Source organism: Streptomyces carpinensis, from assembly GCF_002154505.1.
Lineage (GTDB): Bacteria > Actinomycetota > Actinomycetes > Streptomycetales > Streptomycetaceae > Streptomyces > Streptomyces carpinensis.
On the sequence record NZ_MUBM01000428.1, the window covers coordinates 1 to 2,920 of the forward strand.

Below are 2,920 nucleotides of genomic sequence, written 5' to 3' on the forward strand. Positions count from 1 at the left end.
GACGCGGCCGCCCGTCCGGTCCCGCCGGCCCGCTCAGCCCTCCACTCGCACCCCCAGCTGCGCCGCCAGGACCGGCGCCAGGTCGAGCAGCTGGCCGGTACTGATCACCGCCCCCGCCAGCCGGTCCACCCCGCCCGCGATCTCCAGCGGCGCGGCCCCTCGCAGATCCACGTCCGTGAGCGTCACCGCGCTGAAGTCCACACCCTTCAGCGCGCAGTCCACGAACTCGACCCGCTCCAGCCGGGCTCCCCCGAAGTCCGGCTCGACGAGGACACAGCCCTCGAAGACGACGTCTCTCAGCTTCGCCTTGCGCAGGTTCAGATAGTCGATCTTGCCGCCCCTGATCCGCACCCGCTCCAGCACCGCTCCGTGCAGCTGCGCCCCGCCGAGGCGGGCGTCGAACAGCTCCACGTCGCGCAGTGTGCACTCCGCGAGGTCGGTGCCCACGCCCCGAACGCCGGTGAGGACCGAGTCGAGGAGGCGCGCATGGCGCAGTGACGTGTCGTCCAGCACGCAGCCCCGCAGCGCGCAGTCCATGAAGCGGGCGCCCGCGCCGTCCTGCCCGGCGAAGTCCGTCTCCCGGAACTCCAGCCCGTCGTAGTCCCCGTCCGGTGACAGCGCCCCGCCGCCGTACCCCTCCAGCGCGGGCAGCCGCACCTCCGGTCGCCGCGCGGCCCGCACCGCGCGGCTCCCGCCCGTCCCGCCGTTCGCTCTCCTCACCATGCCCCCATGCTGCACCGCACCACTGACAACGCCACTGACATGCCCGGACACCCGCGATGTCACAAACCGGGGCCCACGAGCAGTCGTAACCGGCGAAGGCGCACCCGACCAGACACCCGCCCGGGGACGAACCCGGCGGAAACCCGACCAAAACCCGACCAAAACCCGACCAGAGGGAGACCCCATCCATGCACCGCATCACCGTCATCGGCGGCGGCCTCGCCGGCCTGACCGCGGCCATCACCGCCGCCGAAGCGGGCGCCGAGGTCACCGTCCACGAAGCCCACCACACGCTCGGCGGACGGGCCCGGACGGCGGAGGGCCCGTACCGCACGAACGAGGGCCCGCACGCCCTCTACAACGGCGGCCCGCACTGGGCCTGGCTCCGCCGGCGCGACCTCATCGGGCCGCTCGCCCCGCTCCCGCCGCTGGAGGCCACCCGGCTCCGGCTGCGGCACAAGGGGGTGCTGCGCCGCACCCCGCCCTTCGCGATGCTCAAGCTGCTGCGCCGCGGCCTGCCGCAGGCGCCCGTGGACGTCGACTTCCTGACCTGGGCGACCGCGATCGCGGGCGAGGAGGGCGCCCGCGCCGCCGCCCACTACAGCGCCGTCGCCCTCTTCCACCACGACCCGGGCGCGCTGTCGGCCGCCTTCGTGCAGGAGCGGCTGCGCCGCGCCACCAAGCTGCCGCCCGAGGCGCACTACCCGCGCGGCGGCTGGGCGGGCGTCGTCGACCGGATGGCCGCCCGCGCCTGGAACCTGGGCGTGCGGGTGGAGACCCTGTCCCGCGTCGACGTCCTCCCCACCGACACCCCCGTCGTCGTCGCCACGTCCCTGGACGCCGCCCGCCGGCTCCTCGACGACGACTCTCTGACCTGGCCCAGCGGCCGTACGGCCCTGATCGACCTGGCCGTGCACACCCGCCGCGGGGACGCCTTCGCCGTCTCCGACCTGGACGCGTCGGGCTGGATCGAGCGGTTCACCGCCCAGGACCGCACCCTCGCCCCGGCCGGTGAGCAGCTGGTCCAGGGACAGGTCCCGCTCGCCCCGCACGAGTCCCGCAGGGCCGGCATCGCCCGTGCGGAGGAGCTGCTCGACCTGGGCTTCCCCGGCTGGCGGGAGCGGGTGACCTGGCGGCGGGAGGCGGTCGCGAGCGGCCGTACCGGCGCCGTGGACCCGCCCGGCACCAGCTGGCGCGACCGGCCGGCCATCGACCGCGGCGACGGCGTCTACCTGGCCGGCGACCAGGTCGCCGCGCCCGGTGTCCTGTCGGAGGTCTCCTTCACCAGCGCGCTCACCGCGGTCTCCCTCGCCCTCGGCCGGCCCGGTCTCGGCCACCGTCCCCCGGACCGCTGGAACCACCTCGACCTCAAGCGGGCTTGAGGTGTGCAATTCGCCCGGATTCGTGGTCTTCTGGCGGGATGAGTATCACCCGAAAAGGTGAATCCTCCTCCATGCATCGACACCAGGGAAGCCGTTCCGACCAGCTGCTCCACAAGCACCCGGCGCACCCTCCCCGACACGCCCGGCCCGCCGACGCGCGCCGCTGGTGGGCCCTGGTGGTGATCGCGCTCGCGCAGCTGATGGTCGTCCTGGACGCGACCATCGTGAACATCGCGCTCCCCTCCGCGCAGCACGCCCTGCACATGTCCGACGGCAACCGCCAGTGGGTCATCACCGCCTACACCCTCGCCTTCGGCGGGCTGCTCCTGCTGGGCGGGCGGATCGCCGACCTGGTGGGACGCAAGCGCACCTTCGTCATCGGGCTCATCGGCTTCGCCGCCGCCTCCGCGTTCGGCGGCGCCGCCTCGTCCTCGGGCGTGCTCTTCGGCGCCCGCGCGTTGCAGGGCGCCTTCGCCGCCGTGCTCGCCCCGTCCGCGCTCTCCCTGCTGACCACGACCTTCACCGATCCGAGGGAGCGCGGCAAGGCGTTCGGCATCTACGGCGCCCTCGCGGGCAGCGGCTCGGCGATCGGCTTCATCGTCGGCGGTCTGCTGACCGAGTACCTGAACTGGCGCTGGTGCCTGTACGTCAACGTGCCCATCGCCGTCGTCGCGGTGCTCGGCGCGTTCGCCCTGCTGCACGACCGGCCGGGCGACAGGGGCGCCCGCCTCGACGTGCCCGGTGTCGTGCTGGGCTGCGGCGGACTGGTCACCGTCGTCTACGGGTTCAGCGAGGCCCAGCCGCGCGGCTGGACC

At 74.2% G+C, this 2,920-nt stretch carries 3 protein-coding genes; 2 read left to right on the forward strand and 1 reads right to left on the reverse strand.

The features are described 5' to 3' along the window. Positions 1-33: 33 nt before the first annotated feature. The gene (locus tag BZY54_RS41885) at positions 34-723 is read right to left on the reverse strand and encodes a pentapeptide repeat-containing protein (protein WP_086730609.1); all 690 of its coding nucleotides are present in this window, start codon (positions 721-723) and stop codon (positions 34-36) included. Positions 724-911: 188 nt separating this feature from the next. Here BZY54_RS41885 and BZY54_RS41890 point away from each other — a divergent pair, with 188 nt between their 5' ends. Both BZY54_RS41890 and BZY54_RS41895 read left to right on the forward strand, forming a co-directional pair. Beyond that, positions 912-2,105 (forward strand): NAD(P)-binding protein, encoded by a 1,194-nt coding sequence (locus tag BZY54_RS41890; RefSeq protein ID WP_086730610.1) that lies wholly within the window; start codon positions 912-914, stop codon positions 2,103-2,105. A gap of 71 nt (positions 2,106-2,176) precedes the next feature. Beyond that, on the forward strand, positions 2,177-2,920 hold a 744-nt coding region (locus tag BZY54_RS41895), incomplete at its 3' end, for an MFS transporter (RefSeq protein WP_244217600.1).

Excerpts from the sequence above, each read along its gene's own strand:
- BZY54_RS41885 (WP_086730609.1), bottom strand. The coding sequence starts at position 723 with ATGGTGAGGAGAGCGAACGGCGGGACGGGCGGGAGCCGCGCGGTGCGG.
- BZY54_RS41890 (WP_086730610.1), top strand. The coding sequence starts at position 912 with ATGCACCGCATCACCGTCATCGGCGGCGGCCTCGCCGGCCTGACCGCG.